This is a genomic window from Streptomyces sp. NPDC001781, assembly GCF_053596035.1.
In genome coordinates this window covers 85026-105103 of record NZ_JBSFFI010000006.1, presented here as the reverse complement: position 1 = coordinate 105103, position 20078 = coordinate 85026, and the positions used below count along the sequence as shown (strand labels likewise).

Here is a 20078-nt window from a genome sequence, read left to right as displayed (position 1 = left end):
CGCGACCGGCGCGGCGGACCGGGGACGGTGCGGCGGGCCACAATGGGGGCGTGACTGACTCCGGCTCCGCCCCCCTGCCCGCCGCCGACCGGCCCGAGGCGGCCGCCCGCCTGCGCGACGCCCTGCTGTCCGCCTCCTTCACCGCGGACGGCCTGCTCGACCTGCTCGGCGCCCCCGCCTACGCGGCGCTCGCCCGCAGCGAGACCGTGCCCGCCCTGCGCGCGACCCGCGGCGACACGCCGCTGGAGGCCCTGGTGCGGCTGTTCCTGCTCCAGCAGCCGGTGCCCCGCGCCCGCCTGACGGACGTACTGCCGGTCGAGGACGCGGTGGCCGCCGGATGGCTCGCGCCCGTCGGCGGCGACGAGCTGGCCGCCACCGTCGACGTACGGCCGTACGGCGGACCCGACGGCGAGGACTGGTTCATCGTGTCCGACCTCGGCTGCGCGGTCGGCGGGGCGGGCGGCATCGGCAGCCGTGAGGAGGACGTGGTCCTCGGCGTCGGCGGTGCCTCCACCACCCTGGCCGGCATCACCGTGCGCACCCCCGTGGCCGCCGCGCTCGACCTCGGCACCGGCTCCGGCATCCAGGCGCTGCACGCCGCCCAGCACGCGACCCGGGTCACCGCCACCGATCTCAACCCGCGCGCTCTGCACATCACCGCGCTCACCCTGGCCCTCTCCGGCGCGCCCGCCGCGTCCCTGCGCGAGGGCTCGCTGTTCGAACCGGTCAAGGACGACGAGACGTTCGACCTGATCGTCTCCAACCCGCCCTTCGTCATCTCGCCCGGTGCCCGGCTCACCTACCGCGACGGCGGCATGGGCGGGGACGATCTGTGCCGCTCGCTCGTCCAGCAGGCGGGGGAGAGGCTGAACGAGGGCGGGTTCGCGCAGTTCCTCGCCAACTGGCAGCACGTGGAGGGGGAGGACTGGCAGGACCGGGTGCGCTCCTGGGTGCCGCGCGGCTGCGACGCGTGGATCGTGCAGCGCGAGGTCCAGGACGTCACGCAGTACGCCGAGCTGTGGCTCAGGGACGCCGGCGACCACCGCGAGGACCGCGCGGAGTACCAGTCGCGCTACGACGCGTGGCTGGACGAGTTCGAGGCGCGCAAGGTGAGGGCCGTCGGCTTCGGCTGGATCACCCTGCGCCGCACCGGCGCGGCCGAGCCCTCCGTCACCGTGGAGGAGTGGCCGCACCCGGTCGAGCAGCCGCTCGGCGACACCATCCGGGACCACTTCGAGCGCGTCGACCATCTGCGCGCCCACGACGACGCGGCCCTGCTGGAAGGGCACTTCAAGCTCGCCGCCGAGGTCGTGCAGGAGCAGGTCGGCCTGCCCGGCGCAGAGGACCCCGAGCATGTGGTGCTCCGTCAGCACCGGGGCATGCGCCGGGCCACGAAGGTGGACACCATCGGCGCGGGATTCGCGGGCGTCTGCGACGGCTCGCTGAGCGCGGGCGTCATCCTGGACGCCATCGCCCAGCTCGTCGGCGAGGACCCCGTGGTGCTGCGCGACCGGACGCCCGCGCAGATCCGGCTGCTGGTGGAGCAGGGCTTCCTGGAACCGGTCGGCCGAGCCGCGCCGGCGGGACACGTCGGCTGATCCGGTTGTCGTACCCGCCGTAGCCGGGTCGGTGGACGGGCGGTTGGATCATCGTCGTATGCCGGGGCCACGGAGCGGAACGGCAAAAGGGCCGGAAAGTGATGTGTGCCGCTCGGTGGACGAGGGAGGCGGCCCCTCCCGTTCATCCCGGAGTCGCCCCGCCGTCCACCGGGCGTGGCAGCCTCCCCGCGCTGGAGAGTTGCGGACCGCGCCGGGCGCGCGGGAGGGGCGGACTGATCATGGAGAGCGTGCCGGCGGTGTTCGCGGGAGCGGTGTTCGCGCTGTTCGGAGGGGCTTTGATGGTGTGGACCGGGGCGCGGGTGCGGCGCGCCGAACCGGTCGCCGTCGGTGTGAACCGGGTCGCATCGGCGGTGTGCGCGGGTGCCGTCGCGCTCGTCTCGCTGGGGCTGGCCGCGTACTGCCTGACGCGTCCCTGACCCGGTCGGCCCGCTCGGCGCGGCGGCGGCCGGAGCAGGGGGCTCCGCGCGTGGGGAGGGCGCTCGGCGGGTACTCCGGGCGGCAGGAATGGCGGTAGTCGGGTTACCGTTCGAGTGGCCGTTGTGGGCTTTTCCCGTTTGACACGGGGGCGGGATGTACCGTCACACTCCGCAGCGTCACACCAGCCACCGCACGCCGCGACCCCAGGGACGAGCGCCCGGGGGAGGACCCCAGCGCCGACCGGAGAGAAGAGCGAAGTTGTCCCCGACCAGCGAGACCGCACAGGGCGGCCGCCGACTCGTCATCGTCGAGTCGCCTGCCAAGGCGAAGACGATCAAGGGCTACCTCGGCCCCGGATACGTAGTCGAGGCGAGCGTCGGGCACATCCGGGACCTTCCCAGCGGCGCCGCCGAGGTGCCGGAGAAGTACACCGGTGAGGTCCGCCGCCTCGGTGTGGACGTGGAACACGACTTCGCGCCGATCTATGTCATCAACGCGGACAAGAAGGCGCAGGTGAAGAAGCTCCGGGACCTGATGAAGGACTCCGACGAGCTCTTCCTCGCCACCGATGAGGACCGCGAGGGCGAGGCCATCGCCTGGCACCTCCAGGAGGTCCTCAAGCCGAAGATCCCCGTGAAGCGGATGGTCTTCCACGAGATCACCAAGGACGCGATCCGCGAGGCCGTCGCCAACCCCCGCGAGCTGAACAAGAAACTGGTCGACGCCCAGGAGACCCGCCGCATCCTCGACCGCCTCTACGGCTACGAGGTCTCGCCGGTCCTGTGGAAGAAGGTCATGCCGAAGCTGTCGGCGGGCCGCGTCCAGTCCGTCGCCACCCGGCTGATCGTCGAGCGCGAGCGCGAGCGCATCGCCTTCCGCTCCGCCGGGTACTGGGACCTGACCGGTACCTTCGCCACCGGCCGCGCGGGTGACGCCTCGGACCCGTCCTCGCTGGTCGCCCGCCTCCAGAGCGTCGACGGCCGGCGCATCGCCCAGGGCCGCGACTTCGACTCGCTGGGCCGGCTCAAGAGCGCCAACACCCTCCACCTCGACGAGCCGGGCGCCCGCGCCCTCGCCGCCGCCCTGGAGACCACCCGGTTCTCCGTGCGCTCGGTGGAGTCCAAGCCGTACCGCCGTTCGCCGTACGCCCCGTTCCGTACGACGACCCTCCAGCAGGAGGCCAGCCGCAAGCTGGGCTTCGGCGCGAAGGCGACCATGCAGGTCGCCCAGAAGCTGTACGAGAACGGCTACATCACGTACATGCGCACCGACTCCACGACCCTGAGCGAGACGGCCATCGGTGCCGCCCGCGCCCAGGTCACGCAGTTGTACGGCGCCGACTACCTCCCGCCGCAGCCGCGCTCCTACGCGGGCAAGGTCAAGAACGCGCAGGAGGCGCACGAGGCGATCCGCCCCTCCGGCGACCGCTTCCGCACCCCCGCCGAGACCGGCCTGACCGGCGACCAGTTCAAGCTGTACGAGCTGATCTGGAAGCGCACCGTCGCCTCCCAGATGAAGGACGCGACCGGCAACAGCGTGACCGTCAAGATCGGCGGCACCGCCGCCGACGGCCGGGACGTCGAGTTCAGCGCCTCCGGCAAGACGATCACCTTCCACGGCTTCCTGAAGGCGTACGTCGAGGGCGCCGACGACCCGAACGCCGAGCTGGACGACCGCGAGCGCCGGCTGCCCCAGGTCTCCGAGGGCGACCCGCTGGCCGCCGACGAGATCACGGTCGACGGCCACGCCACCAAGGCCCCGGCCCGCTACACCGAGGCATCGCTGGTCAAGGAGCTGGAGGAGCGCGAGATCGGCCGTCCGTCGACCTACGCGTCGATCATCGGCACGATCCTGGACCGCGGCTACGTCTTCAAGAAGGGCACGGCCCTGGTGCCGTCCTTCCTGTCCTTCGCCGTGGTCAACCTGCTGGAGAAGCACTTCGGCCGGCTCGTCGACTACGACTTCACCGCACGCATGGAGGACGACCTCGACCGCATCGCGCGCGGCGAGGCCCAGTCCGTGCCGTGGCTCAAGCGCTTCTACTTCGGCGAGGGACTGGACACCGGTGCCGCGGCGGACGCGGGCAACGGCGACGGCGACCACCTCGGCGGCCTGAAGGAACTGGTCACCGATCTGGGCGCGATCGACGCCCGCGAGGTCTCCTCCTTCCCGGTCGGCGACGGCATCGTGCTGCGCGTCGGCCGCTACGGCCCGTACATCGAGCGGGGCGAGAAGGACACCGAGCAGCACCAGCGCGCCGACGTCCCCGAGGACCTGGCGCCGGACGAGCTCACCGTCGAGCTGGCCGAGGAACTGCTGGCCAAGCCCAGCGGCGACTTCGAGCTGGGCACCGACCCGGTCAGCGGCCACCAGATCGTCGCCAAGGACGGCCGCTACGGCCCCTACGTCACCGAGGTGCTCCCCGAGGGCACCCCGAAGACCGGCAAGAACGCGGTCAAGCCGCGCACGGCCTCCCTCTTCAAGTCCATGGCGCTCGACACGGTCACGCTCGAGGACGCCCTGAAGCTGATGTCGCTGCCCCGCGTGGTCGGCACCGACGCCGAGGGCGTGGAGATCACCGCGCAGAACGGACGCTACGGCCCGTACCTGAAGAAGGGCACGGACTCGCGCTCGCTCACGGCGGAGGAGCAGCTCTTCACGATCACGCTGGAGGAGGCGCTGGCGATCTACGCCCAGCCCAAGCAGCGTGGCCGGGCGGCCGCCAAGCCGCCGCTGAAGGAACTGGGCGAGGACCCGGTCTCCGGCAAGCCGGTCGTGGTCAAGGACGGCCGCTTCGGTCCGTACGTGACCGACGGGGAGACCAACGCCACGCTGCGCTCCGGCGACAGTGTGGAGGAGATCACCCCCGAGCGCGGCTTCGAGCTGCTCGCCGAGAAGCGGGCGAAGGGGCCCGCCAAGAAGACGGCGAAGAAGGCCACGGCCAAGAAGACGGCGCCGGCGAAGAAGACCGCCGCCAAGAAGACCGCCGCCAAGAAGACGGCGGCCAAGAAGACGACGGCGGCAGCCAAGAAGACCACGGCGAAGAAGACGACCGCCACGAAGACCGCGGCGGCCAAGGCGACGGGCGCCGGCCCGGAGGACTGATCCCCCCTCGCTTCCGCATGTGCGAACACCCCGGTACCGGCATCGGTACCGGGGTGTTCCGCGCTCCGGCGTGCGCCCCTCGAGGAATCAAGGAGTGAGGGGTCGGGGAAGGGGCGGGGACGAGGGGGCATGGGGGTGGGTGGCTGCGGATAGGCTGAACGCATGACGCGAGCCGAGCAGCCAACGGCCCCCAATCCAGCACCGGACGACGCACTCGTCGCGGATTCCCGCGAGCGCGCCGTCCGTTCACTGCTGCGCCGACCCGACCTGCGCCGCCTCTGGAGCGCGCAGCTCGTGAGCGGCGTCGGTGACGCCCTCGCGCTGCTCGTGCTGGTGGTGCTCGTCCTCCAGGCGGCCGTCACCCAGGGCTCCTTCGGCGGGGGCTACCGGGGCGCGGCGTTCGCGGTGGCGACGGTCTTCGGGGCCCGCCTCCTGGCCACCGTGCTCTTCGGCGCCGTCCTGCTCGGCCCGCTGACCACGCTCACCGCCCCGGAAGGCCCGCTCGACCGGCGCTGGACCATGGTCGGCGCCGACGGGGTGCGGGCCGCGCTGCTGATCGTGGCGCCCCTGTGGATCGACTGGACACCGGGCAACGCCCTGACCGTCCTGCTGGCCACCGCCTTCGTCACCGGCGTCGCCGAGCGGCTGTGGACGGTGTGCCGGGAGAGCGCGGCCCCCGCGCTGCTGCCCGCCCCGCCCCCCGAGGGCGCGTCGGTACGGCCGCTGCCGGACCACCTGGACGCGCTGCGCCGCCTGTCGCTGCGCACCGGCTTCGTGGCGCTGCCGCTCGCCGCCGCCGCCCTGGTCACCGCCTCCCTCTTCAACAACCTGCTGGCCACCGGCATCGCCTGGTTCGACCAGCACCACGCGGCCCTCGCCGCCTATGTCGCGGCCGGCCTGTTCGCCGCCTCGGTGTCGGTGCTGAGCGCCCTGAAGCTGCCCGGCACGCGCACCCCGCGCCCGCGCTCCCCACTGGAGGGTCTGCGCCGCCCGCGTTCCGGCTCCGGCGTCGACAAGGGCCGCACGGGTGCCGTACTGCTGCTGGTCGTCGCCTGCGCCGCCGTGGCCGGGGCCATCTCCGCCGCCGTCGCGGTGTGCGTGCTGCACGCCGCCGACCTGGGCGGCGGCCCGGTGCTCTACGGCCTGCTGGTGCTGGGCCTGACCGGTGGTGTCGGCGTCGGCATCCGTACCGCCCCCGCGCTGCTGCCCTCGCTGTCCCGGCGCCGGCTGCTCGCCCTGGCCATCGCGCTCACCGGTATCGCCCTGCTGGCCGCCGGACTCGTCCCGGACGTCACCTCCGTCCTGCTGATCCTCACCCTGGCCGGCGTCGGCGCGGGCATCGCCGCCAACACCGGGCACGCCCTGCTCGACCAGGAGACCGAGGACTCCCGCCGCGCGCGGATCACCGAGCACCTGCACGCCGTCGTCCGGGTCTTCATGGCGCTCGGCGCCCTGATCGCCCCGGTCGTCGCCGGTATCATCGGCCGCCACCGGCTGGAGAACGGCCGCTTCGTCTTCGCGCACGGCGGCGCCTCCTTCACCCTGATGCTGGTCGGCGCGCTGCTGCTCCCGGTGGCCGTGCTCGTCCTCGCCAAGGTCGACGACCGCTCCGGCATCCCGCTGCGCCAGGACATCAAGGACGCCCTGCTCGGCGGCGACGACCCGGTCACCGCCCCCGCGGGGAACGGTTTCTTCATCTCCCTGGAGGGCGGCGACGGCGCGGGCAAGTCCACCCAGGCCGACGCCCTGGCCGAGTGGATCCGCGCCAAGGGCCACGAGGTCGTCCTCACCCGCGAGCCCGGCGCCACCCCGGTGGGCAAGCGGCTCCGCTCGATCCTGCTGGACGTGTCCGAGGCCGGCCTGTCGCACCGCGCGGAGGCGCTGCTGTACGCCGCCGACCGCGCCGAGCACGTCGACACCGTCGTACGCCCCGCCCTGGAGCGCGGCGCGGTCGTCATCTCGGACCGGTACATCGACTCCTCCGTGGCCTACCAGGGAGCGGGCCGGGATCTGTCGCCGACCGAGATCGCCCGGATCAACCGCTGGGCCACCGGCGGTCTCGTCCCCCACCTGACCGTCCTGCTGGACGTGCCGCCGGAGGTCGCGCGGGAGCGCTTCACCGAGGCGCCCGACCGGCTGGAGTCGGAGCCGGCCGAGTTCCACGCGCGCGTGCGGGCCGGTTTCCTCACCCTCGCCGCCGCCGACCCCGGCCGCTACCTGGTGGTGGACGCGGGCCAGGAGCCCGAGGGCGTCACCAGCGTGATCCGGCACCGGCTCGACACCGTGCTGCCGCTCTCCGAGGCCGAGATCAAGGCTCAGGAGGAGGCACGGAAGAAGGCCGAGGAGGAGGCCCGCCGCAAGGCCGAGGCCGAGGCCGCCCGCAAGGCCGAGGAGGAGCGGGTCGCCCGCGAGCGCGCCGAGCAGCTCGCCCGGCTGCGTGCCGAGGAGGAGGAGCGCAAGCGCCGCGAGCTGGAGGAGGCGCAGCGCCGCGAGGCCGAGCGGCAGGAGGAGGAGGCCCGGCAGCGTGCCGAGGAGGCTCACCGCCGTGCCGAGGAGGAGCGCCAGCGGCTCCTCGCCGAGGAGAAGGCCCGCGCCGAGGAGGAGGCCCGCCGCAGGGCCGAGGAGGAGCGGCGTCGCAAGGAGGCCGAGGAAGAGGCCCGGCAGCGCGCCGAGGCCGAGGCCCTGCGTCTGGAGAAGCAGCGCAAGGCCGAGGACGCACTGCTGCGTGCCGAGGAGGCCCGCAGGCGTGCGGCCGAGGCCGCCGCGGCGGCCGACACCGCGGCCCGCAAGCCGTCCGAGCGTGAGCGGGCCGTGCCGGAGACCCCTGCCTCCCGCGCGGGCGACGACACGGCCGTGCTGCGCCGGGTGCGCGACGGCGGCTCCGAGTCCGAGGTGACGGCCGAGCTGCCGCAGCCGTCCGCCCCGCAGGGCGCGGCGGAAGAGACGGCGCTGCTGCCGAAGTTCTCCGACCGGGATGCCGACGAGACCGCCGTGCTGCCGCCGGTGCGTCCCGCGGAGGAGACGGCCGTCCTGCCTCCCGTCCGTGAGGACGAGGACCGCACTCGCGAGATCCCGCAGCTCGGTGCCGACGGCACGCCCCGGCGCCCGCGCCCCGACTGGGCCGAGGAGACCCCGCTGGACGATCTGCCGTCGCTCGCGGACGAGCTCCTCGGGTCATACGACGAGCACGACGAGCGTGACCGGCACGACGACGGCGGCCGGCGCGGCCGGGGCCGGCGCGGCTGACCGGACGGACCAGGGGCGGTGTCCACCGGGCGCTTCGGCGCCGCGGAGGGTGCCGCCCTTCGCCGTGCGGACGGCACTGTCGGTGGCCCCCCGCACAATGGACGGCGGAACATGAAGTGACGGAAAGGGCGGCGTGAGCCATGAGCGTCTGGGACGACCTCGTCGGGCAGGAGAAGGTGAGCGCGGCGCTGGAGGCGGCCGCGCGGGACGCCGACGCGCTCGTCGCGGCCGCCACGGCCGACCAGCCGCCGCCCGAGGCGTCGAAGATGACCCACGCCTGGCTGTTCACCGGTCCGCCCGGCGCGGGCCGCAACCAGGCGGCGCGCGCCTTCGCGGCCGCCCTCCAGTGCGTGAGCCCCGACCGCGCCCTCGGCGGCACCCCCGGCTGCGGCTTCTGCGACGGCTGCCACACCGCGCTGCTCGGCACCCACGCGGACGTGTCCCCGGTCGCGGCCGTCGGCGCGGAGATCCTGGTCAAGGACATGCGGGACACGGTCCGCAAGTCGTACACCAGCCCGGCGAACGGCCGCTGGCAGATCATCCTGGTCGAGGACGCCGAGCGGCTGAACGAGAAGTCGGCCAACGCCGTCCTCAAGGCCGTCGAGGAGCCCGCCCCGCGCACGGTGTGGCTGCTGTGCGCGCCCTCCATCGAGGACGTGCTGCCGACCATCCGCTCCCGCTGCCGCCACCTGAACCTGCGCACCCCGCCGGTCGCGGCCGTCGCCGACATGCTGGTGCGCCGCGACGGCGTCGAGCCCGACGTCGCCGCGGCCGCCGCCCGCGCCACCCAGGGGCACGTCGACCGCGCCCGGCGTCTGGCCACCGACCCGGAGGCCCGTCGTCGCCGTGCCTCGGTCCTGAAGCTGCCGCTGCGCATCGAGGAGGTCGGCGGCTGCCTCAAGGCCGCTCAGGAACTGGTCGACGCCGCCGCCGAGGACGCCAAGCAGCTGGCCGAGGAGATGGACGGCAAGGAGGCCGACGAGCTGAAGGCCGCGCTCGGTGCCGCGCAGGGCGGACGGCTGCCGCGCGGCACGGCCGGTGTGATGAAGGACCTGGAGGACATGCAGAAGCGGCGCCGCACCCGCACCCAGCGGGACAGCCTCGACGTCGCCCTGGGGGACCTCACCGGCTTCTACCGCGACGTCCTCGCGCTCCAGCTCGGCTCCCGGGTGGCCATCGCCAACGAGGACGCGGAGGACGCCCTCCAGCGCATCGCCGGGGCGGCCTCCCCGGAGTCCACCCTGCGCCGTATCGAGGCCATCGCCGCCTGCCGCGACGCGCTGGACCGCAACGTGGCCCCGCTGCTGGCGGTGGAGGCGATGACGATGGCCCTGCGCGCGGGGTGACGCCACAACCTGCACGCAGAGCACGCGGAGCGTCGCGCAGCGTTACGCTCGCCTGATGGACACCAGGCCCTTCCCGTCGCCCCCGCCCGCCCGGCCGCTCCTGGCGCGCCGTCCGTCCCGGCCGCCGGCCGCCTCCCGTGCCACGGCCCGGGTGGCGGCGGCCCTGCTCGCGGCGTCCGCGCTGTTCGTGTCCGGCTGCGGCGCGGGCGGTACGGGGGCGGACGGCACGGTGGGGGCGGCGCTGGCCGCGCTGCCGATGTCGACCCCGTCGGCGCTGTCGCCGTACTACGCGCAGAAGCTGGACTGGCGGGAGTGCGGCGCCCCCGGTTTCGAGTGCGCCACGATGAAGGTGCCGCTCGACTACGACAGGCCTGCTTCCGGCGACATCAAGCTGGCCGTCGCCCGCAAGAAGGCCACCGGCAAGGGCAGGCCGCTCGGCTCCCTGCTGGTGAACCCGGGCGGTCCGGGCGGCTCCGCGCTCGGCTACCTGCAGAGTTTCGCGGGCATCGGCTACCCGGCGGAGGTCCGCGCCCGCTACGACATGGTCGCCGTCGACCCGCGCGGGGTGGGGCGCAGCGAGCCCGTGAAGTGCCTCGACGGCCGCCAGATGGACGCCTTCACCCAGACGGACACGACGCCGGACGACGCCAGGGAGACGGACGCCCTGGCCGCCGCCGACCGGAAGTTCGCCGAGGCCTGCGGGGAGCACTCCGCCAGGCTGCTGCGGCACGTCTCCACCGTCGAGGCGGCCCGCGACATGGACGTCCTGCGTGAACTGCTCGGCGACCGGAAGCTGAACTACGTGGGCGCGTCCTACGGCACGTTCCTCGGCGCGACCTACGCCGGGCTGTTCCCGCACCGCACCGGCCGGCTGGTGCTGGACGGCGCGATGGACCCCTCTCTCGACGCCCGGCAGACCAACCTGGACCAGACGGCGGGCTTCGAGACGGCGTTCCAGGCGTTCTCGGCGGACTGCGTCAAGCATGCCGACTGCCCGGTGAACAGCAAGGACGCCACCCCCGCGCAGGTCGGCGACCGGCTGAAGAAGTTCTTCCGGGCGCTCGACGCCCACCCGATCCCGGCCGGCGACGCGGACGGCCGCCGCCTGACCGAGTCGCTGGCGACCATCGGCGTGGTCGCTGCGATGTACGACCAGAGCACCTGGGAACAGCTCCGCGAGGCGCTGCACTCCGCGATGGAGGAGAACGACGGCGCGGGCCTGCTGGCCCTGTCGGACAGCTACTACGAGCGTGACGCCCGCGGCCACTACAGCAACCTGATGATGGCCAACGCTGCCGTGAACTGCCTCGACCTGCCCCCGGCCTTCGAGAGCCCGGAGCAGGTGGAGCGGGCGCTGCCGCAGTTCGAGAAGGCCTCCCCGGTGTTCGGCCCGAACCTCGCCTGGTCCTCGCTGAACTGCACGTACTGGCCGGTCAGGGCCACGGGCGAACCGCACCGCATCGAGGCGAGGGGGGCGGCGCCCCTCGTGGTCGTCGGTACCACCCGCGACCCGGCGACCCCCTACCGCTGGGCCCAGTCCCTGTCCCGCCAGCTCTCCTCGGCCCGCCTCCTGACCTACGAGGGCGACGGCCACACCGCCTACGGCCGCGGCAGCACCTGCGTCGACACCGCGATCAACGCCTACCTCCTCCACGGCACCGCGCCGGCCCCCGGCAAACGCTGCACCTGACCCCGGCCGTACCGGGCCCCGTGAGCCGGGGCCCGGTACGAACCACCCCTCGAACCTGTGTAGACTTACCGACGTTGCCGATCGCACCCCGGTGCGTCCAACACGCCGCTTTAGCTCAGATGGCCAGAGCAACGCACTCGTAATGCGTAGGTCTCGGGTTCGAATCCCGAAAGCGGCTCAACCAAATCCCAGGTCACCTAAACCGTGACCTGGGGTTTGTTGTTTCGGGTGACCTGTCGGTGACGGCGTGCCCGGGTCTGGTTCTCGTGAACGGGGTTGTGGCGTAGGCGCGTTGCAGTTCACGGAGCAGTGCGGCCATGATGTCTCGCATGACTGAGCACGGGGGTGCGGCGGACCAGTCGCGGAACATACCGAGGTCACGCCTCGACGACCACGCGGTGATGAGCGGCCCGGTGCCGTCGGCGTCGTACGGCGGGGGCGAGTAGCCGTGGGACTTCTGGACGACCTCAAGGACAAGGCCAACGCCGGTCTGGGCAAGCTCGAGGACGGCGTCGACGCCGGGAAGAAACTCGTCGGCGAGGGCGTCGACTGGACCACGGACAAGATCGGTGACGGCCTCGATCACGTCGGCGCGCACGGCGCCGCCGACGCCGTCGAGGACTGGGGAGACGACGTCGCCTCCGACCTCGGCGCCACCCCCGGTGAGCAGCAGCTCGACCAGACCGAGGAAGCCGACGAGCTCGTCCACGGCAGCCCGGACAAGATCCGCGAGGCCGCGAAGCACCTCAAGGACTTCCACACCGCGTTCGACCACGTCAGCTCCGGCATGCGCAAGGTCGACTCCTCCGGCTGGGTCGGCGAGGGCGGCGACGCGTTCCGCGAGAAGTTCGGCGTGCACCCCACGAAGTGGGCCCACGCCGCCGACGCCTGCGAGAAGGCGAGCGGCGCCCTCGACGCCTACGCCGACACGGTCACCTGGGCGCAGGGCAAGGCCAAGGAGGCCGTCGAGCTCTACAAGAAGGGCAAGAAGTCCTCGGCCGATGCGGCCGACGCGTACAACAAGAAGGTCGACGCCTACAACGCGAAGATCAAGGCTGACGAGGACCCCGGCCCCCGGCCCGAGCCGTTCCACGACCCCGGCAAGGCCGACATCAAGAAGGCGTACGACACGCTCGTCGAGGCCCGCAAGCAGCGCAACACCGCCGCCGCCGACGCCCAGGGCAAGGTGAAGGCGGCCCTCGCCCACGCCCCGGCCGAACCCCCGCCGCTCGACCGCCTCGGCAACGACATCGTCGACGGCTACCAGGCGTACGACACCGAACTCACCCACGTGGTCGGCGGTGCGCTCAAGGGCACCGCGGGCCTGGTGAACTTCGCCCGCGGCCTCAACCCCACCGACCCCTACAACCTCACTCACCCCGCCGCCTACGCGCAGAACGTCTCCATGACGCTCTCCGGCCTCGTCTCCACCGCCGCCCACCCGGAACGCGTTGTCACCGCTGCCGTCGACGGCTTCAAGAAGGACCCCTCCGAGTTCGTCGGCCGCCTCATCCCCGAGCTGATCGGGACGAAGGGCGCCGGTCTCGCCCGCAGCGGGGTCCGGCTGGGGGTGCGGAGCACCGAGCGGGCGGCGATCCGCGAGGGCGAGAACGTCGCGCGCAAGGCGGCCACGAAGGAGCCGCACCCGGAGCACCCGCGCGAGAAGGTCGAGAACGACCCCAGCGACCCGGTCGACCTGGTCACCGGCACGATGTACCTGCCGCAGACCGACGTCACGCTGCCCGGCACGCTCCCGCTGGTCTTCACCCGCCGCCTGGAATCGGGCTCGCGGCTCGGCCACTGGTTCGGCCCTTCCTGGACCTCGACCCTCGACCAGCGCCTGGAGATCGACGCCGAGGGCGTCATCTTCGTCACCGAGGACGGCCTGCTCCTCACTTACCCGCACCCCGCGCCCGGCGTCCCGACCCTCCCGACCGTCGGCAGCCGCCGCTGGCCGCTGGACCGCGTCGACGAGGGCTACACGGTCACAGACCCGCACACGGGCCGCACCTGGCACTTCACCGACCAGGGCGCCGACCGGTCCCTCCTGGCGCAGATCGACGACCGCAACGGCAACTGGATCACCTTCGAGCACACCCCGGAAGGCACCCCCCTCGCCGTCACCTCCTCCGGTGGCCACCGCCTCACCCTCACCGTCGAGGCCGACCGCGTCACCACCCTGTCCCTGGCCGGAGCCGCCCCCGACGGCACCGACCAGGAGATCAAGCGCTACGCCTATTCCGAGAACGGCGACCTGACCCGGGTCGTCAACTCCTCGGGCCTGCCGCTGACGTTCACGTACGACGACCGCGGTCGCGTCACCTCCTGGACCGACACCAACGACCGCTCGTACACCTACGCGTACGACGACCAAGACCGCTGCTTCGCCGAGGGCGGCGAAGCGGGCCACATGACGCTCCGCCTCACGTACGGCGAACGGGACCCGGCGACCGGCCACCGCGTCACGACGGCGACGACGGGCGAGGGCCATACCCGCGGCTATCTGATCGACGCCGCGAACCAGGTGATTGCCGAGACGGACCCGCTGGGGCATGTCACCCGGTTCACTCGGGACCGGTTCGGACGGGTGCTGACACGTACCGATCCGCTGGGGCACACCACCGCGTGCGGGTACGACGACACGGGCAACGTCGTCTCCGTGACCCGCGCCGACGGCCGCGAAGTGACGGCGGAGTACGGCGACTTCGACCGCCTCACCCGTATCCGCGGCACGGACGGCAACACCACGCGCCACACCTACGACGACCGCGGCAACCGCCTCGGCAGCACCACCCCCACCGGCCACACGACGCACTTCACCCACGACGCGGCGGGCCGCCTCACCTCGGTCACCGATCCGCTCGGCCAGGTGACCACGGTCCGATGCGACCGCGCGGGTCTCCCGGTCGAGATCACCGACCCGCTCGGCGCCGTCACCCGCTACGCACGCGACGCGTTCGGCCGCCCGGTCGCCATGACCGACCCCACCGGCCTCACCACCCGCCTCGAATGGACCGTCGAGGGCCGACTCGCCCGCCGCACCGCACCCGACGGCACCAGCGAGACCTGGACCTACGACGGCGAAGGCAACTGCACCACGCACACCGACCCCGCCGGCGGCACCACCCGCTTCGAGTACACCCACTTCGACCTCCTCGCCGCCCGCACCACCCCCGACGGCGTCCGGCACGAGTTCACCCACGACGCCGAACTCCGCCTCACTCGCGTCACCAACCCGCAGGGCCTCACCTGGGACTACGCCTACGACCCGGCCGGACACCTCAGGTCCGAGACCGACTTCGACGGCCGCACCCTCGCGTACGTCTTCGACCCCGCGGGCCATCTCGTCTCCCGGACGAACGCACTCGACGAGACGACGACGTACGAGCGCGACGCGCTGGGCCGCACCCTCCGCAAGGACGCGGCAGGCCGCGTGAGCACCTTCGCGTACGACCTTTCGGACCAGCTCGCGGAAGCGGTCGGCCCCGACGGCACCCGCCTGACCGTCCTCCGCGACCAGTACGGCCGCGTCCGTACGGAGACGGTCGACGGCCGCACCCTCAGGTACGACCACGACGAACTGGGCCGCCGCACCGGCCGCACCACCCCCACCGGCGCGCGCACCACCTGGTCGTACGACGCCGCGGGCCGCCGCACGGACCTGGTCGTCTCCGGCCGCCCCGTCGACATCGCCTACGACGACGCGGGCCGCGAACTCACGCGGGGGGTAGGCGACTTCCTCGCCCTCACCAACACCTACGATCCGATGGGCCGCCTGGCCACCCAGACAGCGACCACGGACGGCGAGATCCTCCAACGCCGGGCCTACAGCTACCGAGCCGACGGCAACCTCACCGCCCTCGACGAGCACCTCGACGGCCCCCGCACCTTCACTCTCGACCCGGCAGGCCGCGTCACCGCCGTCCACGCCACGAACTGGTCCGAGTCGTACGCCTACGACGCGGCAGGCAACCAGACAGCAGCCTCGTGGCCGGCCACCCACCCCGGCCACGAAGCCACCGGCGACCGCGTCTACACCGGCACTCGCATCACCCGCGCAGGCCACGTCCGCTACGAACACGACGCCCTCGGCCGCGTCACCCTCCGCCAGAAGACCCGCCTCTCCCACAAGCCCGACACCTGGCGCTACGCCTGGGACGCGGAAGACCGCCTCGCCCAGGTCACCACCCCCGACGGCACCCTGTGGCGCTACACCTACGACGCCCTCGGCCGCCGTACGGCCAAACTCCGCATGGCCCCGGACGGCACCTCGGTCGGCGAACGCACCACGTTCACCTGGGACGGTCGGACTCTGTGCGAGCAGACACACGCCTCGACGGACGTACCGAACCCGATCACCCTCACCTGGGACCACCGCGGCCTGCACCCCATCACCCAGACCGAACGCGTCACCGCGGCCGACGCCCCCCAGACGGAGATCGACTCCCGCTTCTTCGCCATGGTCACCGACCTCGTCGGCACCCCGCGCGAACTCATCGACGAACAAGGTGAGATCGCCTGGCGCACGCGAACGACACTCTGGGGCACGACGAGCTGGAACACCGGCGCGACCGCCTACACGCCGCTGCGCTTCCCCGGCCAGTACTTCGACCCCGAGACCGGACTTCACTACAACTACTTCCGGCACTACGACCCGGAGACGGCCCGCTATCTCAGCACGGACCCGCTCGGCCTTGCTCCCGCGCCCAACGCCGCGACGTATGTCGCCACCCCGACCACGTCATGCGACCCGCTGGGCCTGGCCCCGGACGACTATCTTCGGGACAAACCGGTCGGCCGGGACCTGGAGGGCGCGAAACGGGATGCTCTTCGAGACGCCGGAATTCCCGAGGGAACTCCTCCTCTCGAAGTCAGAACGCATGTCCGCGCCACCAGTCCGGAATGGCAGGGCGGAAAGCAGTTGCTGGACGAGAACCACCAGCCGATCTACTACCGTGAGGAAGTGTACGAACACCCCAATGGGGATGACCTGATCGTCTACCAGGACCACTGGTTCGGCCATCAGAAGCCGGGAGAGCCCGGATATCAGCCCGCACATGTCCATGTGCGCCCATTCGACAACACCCGGAATGGTCAGGTCCCCGGGTGTGAGGAACACTATTACTATGACCGCTGAGCTCTCCCCCCGAAACAGCGAGGTTCTCGCCTCGCTCTACGGCCCGGCTCCCCTGGACCTGAGCTCCGTCAGACTCCGGTCCGTCCACCTCGACTGGCACGGCCCCACCGTGACGCTTCGGCTGGACCTGCCCGCTCCGCCCTTGACGCTGCCGGAGGGATGGGCATCCGCGGGCATCGACACGGTGCAGGGGCAGCTGCAGTTCCTCGCCGTGGAGGATCTGGAAATGGACGCCTGGGAGCCCGGACCGCTCGTGGCTTTCGAACTGGCGGTGCTCAGCGGGAGCAGGCACCGGATGCGCGTCGCGGTGTCGCGCGACGGTGAGCCCGAATTCCTCCGCTTCACCGGCAGTACCGATGTGCTCGTCGGCCACATCAGCGGATTCCGGGCCGGTCCGGAATCCGCTGACAGTGGGCCTCACCAATTCCTCAGCAGACTCGACGCCAGGCTCCGCACCACAGTTCCCGACCCGAGTGAGAAGACCTTCTATGAAAGCCTCTGAGGGTGCTGCTGAAAGCAGCCCGGAACTCCCGGAACTGTGCACGCACGACGTCCTGAGCAACAGCGACCTCTTCTACGTCCACTTCGACGAACGAGGCCGATCCGCCACCCTCGGATTCTCCCGCGTGCACGGCACCGAGGGCTTCGAGTTCTTTCTCCGCTTCCATGACGTACGGGATGTGCGCGTGCGGGGCTGGGGCGCCCCGGCACAGAAGGACGTCCACGTCGAAAGAGCGCCCGACGGCACGGTCCAGCTGTCCGCCTCCTCCGACGGATCGTCGCTGCGGTTCCGTGCCGCCGATGTCGCCCTGTCGAGAACACGCGATTTCTTCGCGGCGTCGAGCAGTTGAGCACCGCCCCCGTCGACGGACTGCTACCGACGCGGTGACGCCTCACCATGAGAGGCCGGGCCTTCGCAATCTCATCTGACAGTTCGGACGCGCTCAACTGGCTTCGCATCTCGAAGGGTTAGAAAAAAGGACCATTCTTCTTCATCTGCTTGCTGACGCAACCGGTCGGCGATGTCCACTGGTGACTTGTCATGCGTGATGTCGTGGGGTGCTGACAGGTCGTGATCGTCGCGGTACATCACGGTCATGAGGTATGCGCAGGGTGGCGGGCTGACTGCCGAGCGGAGGGCGTTTCGCGAGCAGGTCCGTCTGGATGCGGGCGAGATGTTCGCGGCGGGCAGCGACAACGCTGAGGGGGCGAAGGTGCTCCGGGTGCATGTGCGCTCGGTGCAGCGCTGGCGGCGCGAGTGGGCCGAGCGGGGTGAGGCGGGACTGGTCTCGACGGGGCCGGCGGGCCTGCCCAAGCTCAGCGCCTCACCAACGATCCCGACTACCGGTCCGACGGCCCGCGCTACATCATCGACCTTCTCAAGCGGATCGTGACGGTCGGCCTGGAAACGATGAAGATCGTGGACGGACTGGCTCCGCTGGACATCCTTGAGTAGGGCGTAGTCCGGGCAGACGCTATCTGGGTCCGAACCACTCTGCGTGAGCGGACGGAGTAGCACCCGTTGGATTGCGCGTCACGTTGGCGAGGCCAACAAGTCTCTGACCAGGCAATCCCGGACCGAGCATGATCACCGATCCTCACCCGTCACGATCTTGCAGGCCCTCGTAATGCGTGGGTCTCGGGTTCGAATCCCGAAAGCGGCTCCGCTGAACCCCAGGTCGAGTTTCCGACCTGGGGTTTCTCATGTGGGATGAACTCGGAATCCTGTGCGAATCGGGCACCGCCCGTCTGCGCCACTGATGCGCAGGTCGCAGGGCCGCGAGCTGTCCCAGCTCAGGACACGGCTTACCCGCTCGGTCGAGCGAGGCGTCCCTTGCGCCGCAACTTCCGCTCGCGGCCCCTGTCGTGCTCCGGTCCTGCGCGGCGCGCAGCCCTGGAAGGGCGTGCGGCCGCTGTGTGCGTGCCGGGGCCCGGGGTGGGGCTCCGGCGGGCTCCGGCGTTGATCAGCAGGAGGCGGGGATGAGGAGTCGCTGCCGTCGACCAGGGCGGCGATCTCTCCTTCGCCTCACACGCGCGGGGCTCCGGCGTCTGCGGTGGATGCGGGGAGCGGTGTGGCGGAGAAGACGGAGTCCGGGTCGACCGCGGACTTCACGGCGAGCAGGCGTTCGGTGTTCGGCCCGTAGGAGTTCGCCACCTGGTCGGGAGTCTCCGGCCCCAGGAAGTTCACGTAGCCACCCGGCAGGGAGAACGGTTCGAGGGCTGCGTGAGTCTCTTCCAGCCAGCGCAGGTGCGAGGACCTGCCGTCGCCGCTGCCCGCGTGTTCCTTGTTCTCGCCGTTCTCCCACATGGAGATCAGCTCGACCATGAGGTGTGGTTCGCGTCGGCCGAAAGCCGTGGAGCCGAGAGGCGGGCGGGTGGCTGCACCGTGGAACTGGTGCCACACGATCGCGGAGAACGGCGAGGTGAACTCCCGGGCGGCTCGGTCCAGGACGGTCGCGACGGAGCCCGTGACGCTCTGGACGGTCCGTGTGCGGATCGCGCCCATGCGTCCGGGTGGGAACATGGCGTCCGTCGCTGCCAGCGTCGCGGAACGGGCGACCGGTCCGACCTCGGCGAGCACGGGTGTACCGAGTCTGGCCAGTGTGTGTACCGGCCCGTTCTCGGCGTTCCCCACCTCCGGATCCCCCGACCAGGTCGGCGCGACGTACACCACCGGCTTGCCGTCCTGGCCTGGAAGGAACCCCACGTCTACCGTCAGCTCGTCGGAACTGTCCTGAAGGATCGCACCGAGGTCGGCCAGGACGCCGGCGCTCTGGTCGATGGGGTACAGGATGGTTCCCGAGACCACTGTCGGCACGGGGTGGAGACGTATCCGTGCGGAGGTCACGACGCCGAAGTTGCCGCCGCCGCCGCGCAGGGCCCAGAAGAGGTCCGGGTGATGCTCGGCGTCGGTGTTCACCCGTGAACCGTCGGCGAGGACGACTTCGGCGCCGAGCAGGTTGTCGGCTGCGAGCCCGAACTGCCCCAGGAGGGGACCGTACCCGCCGCCGAGCGTGAGGCCGACCATGCCGACGGAGCCGGCCGTTCCGGTGACGGCGGTCAGGTCGGCCCGCTCGGCGGCCGAGACGACGTCGGACGAGAGAGCCCCGCCACCCACCGTCGCGCAACGCCGGTCGGGGTCGACCTGCACGTCCCTCATGTCGGTCAGATCGAGGACCAGCCCTCCGGGACGGAACGCCCGGCCCCAGAAGTCGTGACCCCCGCCACGCACGGAGAGCGGCACTCCGTGGTGACGAGAAGCGCGTACTCCCGCCTGCACGTCAGCGGTGCTCGCGCACCGCACGACGACCGAAGGGCGGACTTCGACCGCTGCGTTGAACAACGCGACGGCTCGTGTGTACTGCGGTCCGCTGGTGAGCACACGGTCCGCAGGAATACGGGACCGCAGCTCGGCCATGAGGGCGGGGCCGGCTGCTTCGTGGGAATCGGCGTCAATAGGGGGCTGCATGGTCACTCCTGTGTGTCGCTCATCGGGCGCGGCTGTCGAGGGCGCGGTA

General features: G+C 71.8%; 10 protein-coding genes, 1 tRNA gene and 1 pseudogene. 11 read left to right on the top strand and 1 reads right to left on the bottom strand.

Annotation, left to right across the window (positions count from 1 at the left end; translation table 11 throughout):
* Positions 1-50: 50 nt before the first annotated feature.
* From ACWCV3_RS07725 to ACWCV3_RS07675, 11 genes and pseudogenes are all read left to right on the top strand, one after another.
* Positions 51-1598, top strand: coding sequence for a DUF7059 domain-containing protein (locus tag ACWCV3_RS07725; RefSeq protein WP_451219931.1), 1548 nt, complete (start codon positions 51-53; stop codon positions 1596-1598).
* 239 nt (positions 1599-1837) lie between these two features.
* Positions 1838-2035, top strand: a complete 198-nt coding sequence (locus ACWCV3_RS07720) for a hypothetical protein (RefSeq protein WP_451219928.1) — start codon at positions 1838-1840, stop codon at positions 2033-2035.
* Positions 2036-2294: 259 nt separating this feature from the next.
* Entirely contained in the window at positions 2295-5141 is a 2847-nt protein-coding gene (topA, locus tag ACWCV3_RS07715) for a type I DNA topoisomerase (protein ID WP_451219925.1), read from the top strand.
* Between the two features lie 162 nt (positions 5142-5303).
* A complete protein-coding gene (tmk, locus tag ACWCV3_RS07710) occupies positions 5304-8387 on the top strand; it encodes a dTMP kinase (RefSeq protein WP_451219922.1) in 3084 nt (1027 codons plus the stop codon).
* Between the two features lie 140 nt (positions 8388-8527).
* The gene (locus ACWCV3_RS07705) at positions 8528-9733 is read left to right on the top strand and encodes a DNA polymerase III subunit delta' (protein ID WP_451219919.1); all 1206 of its coding nucleotides are present in this window, start codon (positions 8528-8530) and stop codon (positions 9731-9733) included.
* A gap of 55 nt (positions 9734-9788) precedes the next feature.
* Positions 9789-11423 carry an alpha/beta hydrolase gene (locus ACWCV3_RS07700; protein ID WP_451219917.1) on the top strand — a complete coding sequence of 545 codons (1635 nt, stop codon included), beginning with the start codon at positions 9789-9791 and terminating at the stop codon, positions 11421-11423.
* A 104-nt stretch (positions 11424-11527) separates the two neighbouring features.
* A tRNA-Thr gene (locus ACWCV3_RS07695) sits at positions 11528-11601 on the top strand.
* 270 nt (positions 11602-11871) lie between these two features.
* Positions 11872-16560 (top strand): putative T7SS-secreted protein, encoded by a 4689-nt coding sequence (locus ACWCV3_RS07690; RefSeq protein WP_451219914.1) that lies wholly within the window; start codon positions 11872-11874, stop codon positions 16558-16560.
* Positions 16550-17062 (top strand): Imm50 family immunity protein, encoded by a 513-nt coding sequence (locus ACWCV3_RS07685; RefSeq protein WP_451219911.1) that lies wholly within the window; start codon positions 16550-16552, stop codon positions 17060-17062. The genes ACWCV3_RS07690 and ACWCV3_RS07685 overlap by 11 nt, the downstream gene beginning before the upstream one ends.
* On the top strand, positions 17049-17411 hold the full coding sequence (locus tag ACWCV3_RS07680) for an Imm50 family immunity protein (protein ID WP_451219908.1): 363 nt from the start codon (positions 17049-17051) through the stop codon (positions 17409-17411). The genes ACWCV3_RS07685 and ACWCV3_RS07680 overlap by 14 nt, the downstream gene beginning before the upstream one ends.
* Positions 17412-17657: 246 nt before the next feature.
* Positions 17658-17882, top strand: a pseudogene (locus tag ACWCV3_RS07675) (helix-turn-helix domain-containing protein); the annotation flags it as partial.
* Between the two features lie 704 nt (positions 17883-18586).
* Here ACWCV3_RS07675 and ACWCV3_RS07670 read toward each other — a convergent pair.
* On the bottom strand, positions 18587-20029 hold the full coding sequence (locus ACWCV3_RS07670) for an FAD-binding oxidoreductase (RefSeq protein ID WP_451219905.1): 1443 nt from the start codon (positions 20027-20029) through the stop codon (positions 18587-18589).
* Positions 20030-20078: the final 49 nt, after the last annotated feature.

Bases quoted from the DNA above. Each gene is read 5' to 3' on its own strand.
- ACWCV3_RS07720 (WP_451219928.1), top strand. From the start codon at position 1,838: ATGGAGAGCGTGCCGGCGGTGTTCGCGGGAGCGGTGTTCGCGCTGTTC.
- tmk (WP_451219922.1), top strand. From the start codon at position 5,304: ATGACGCGAGCCGAGCAGCCAACGGCCCCCAATCCAGCACCGGACGAC.
- ACWCV3_RS07705 (WP_451219919.1), top strand. From the start codon at position 8,528: ATGAGCGTCTGGGACGACCTCGTCGGGCAGGAGAAGGTGAGCGCGGCG.
- ACWCV3_RS07700 (WP_451219917.1), top strand. From the start codon at position 9,789: ATGGACACCAGGCCCTTCCCGTCGCCCCCGCCCGCCCGGCCGCTCCTG.
- ACWCV3_RS07685 (WP_451219911.1), top strand. From the start codon at position 16,550: ATGACCGCTGAGCTCTCCCCCCGAAACAGCGAGGTTCTCGCCTCGCTC.
- ACWCV3_RS07680 (WP_451219908.1), top strand. From the start codon at position 17,049: ATGAAAGCCTCTGAGGGTGCTGCTGAAAGCAGCCCGGAACTCCCGGAA.
- ACWCV3_RS07670 (WP_451219905.1), bottom strand. From the start codon at position 20,029: ATGCAGCCCCCTATTGACGCCGATTCCCACGAAGCAGCCGGCCCCGCC.